The organism is Carboxylicivirga longa, assembly GCF_050589825.1.
GTDB lineage: Bacteria > Bacteroidota > Bacteroidia > Bacteroidales > Marinilabiliaceae > Carboxylicivirga > Carboxylicivirga longa.
The window spans coordinates 1-982 of the sequence record NZ_JBNGOZ010000071.1 but is presented as its reverse complement, the minus strand read 5'-3'; the positions used below and the strand labels follow the sequence as shown (position 1 = coordinate 982).

The window sequence follows — 982 nt, the reverse complement described above, 5'->3', positions numbered from 1 at the left end:
ATAATCATGTTTAACTATTTACTTTGATACGTATTTAGTAAACCACAAACTAACGATGCTTTATTAGCCATTGTTGGGCACTGGCATTTTATTCCCACCAGTTTTTAATGTCCTGAGTTTTTTCGCTTCTTTTTATAGCATGATTCGGCACCTGATTTATTAAAGCAATGTCTAGCCAACCTTTACTCCAATATTTCTCAGCTACACAAAACTCTCCTGCTCCAATATCAAAATCTTCATTAGCACCTGGAACTCTATAATCCGCCCAATTACACAGTTTTTCATGCTCTGTATTGTAGCTTTTCCAAATCCCAATAAATGCGTTGTTTGAATATGAGTCTGCAAATGACTCTATATTGTCATAATTTATACTGTCTTTAGAGTCTAAATACCATTTTGACAACAACTGTCCTGTAAAGGTTCCGCTATGTTTTTGTTCTTTATTTTCTCTAAATTCATAACTGGCAATGATTATTCCTTGAGCCTTTATTCCTATGTCTTCATATTCATTGTCTACTCCATAGTTTAGCATTTTAAGCTCTTTGATTTCAGAGATTTCTATTATCCCTTGAAAGTCACAAATTGTTTCTTTCACTTTAGATTTTCCAAGTACAATGTATTCATTGGGTTTAAGGGAGTTTTTTTCAACTGAAATTAATTTGATTCGTATTCTTTGATGTTCAGTCCCAATTATTCCATAAACAAACTGGTTGTCTGTTTTAGTCCAAATATTAGAAAAATCATATTCAGAAAACTTGTCAAGAGTATTTTCAGCCTTTAATTCATTTCCAAGCAGAAAATCAGCCAGAAATTTATTGTCCGTTTGAGCATGCAATAAATTTGAAATTAGCAGAAAAATAATCAATAGTTTGTTCATATATACTGTGGTTTAGTTTGCTTGTGCCCAACGTTTTGCTGCATGACGCGTAAGGGGAATTTTAGCCTCACAGACCTTTCCAAATCGAGCAGTGCCAAATTGTTG

Annotated in this window: 1 protein-coding gene; it reads right to left on the bottom strand. The window is 33.3% G+C overall.

The window, feature by feature from the left end; all coding sequences use genetic code 11:
• Nucleotides 1–88: 88 nt before the first annotated feature.
• A complete protein-coding gene (locus tag ACRD7A_RS19095; protein WP_430812985.1) occupies nucleotides 89–877 on the bottom strand; it encodes a hypothetical protein in 789 nt (262 codons plus the stop codon).
• Nucleotides 878–982: the final 105 nt, after the last annotated feature.

Bases quoted from the DNA above. Each gene is read 5' to 3' on its own strand.
- ACRD7A_RS19095 (WP_430812985.1), bottom strand. From the start codon at position 877: ATGAACAAACTATTGATTATTTTTCTGCTAATTTCAAATTTATTGCAT.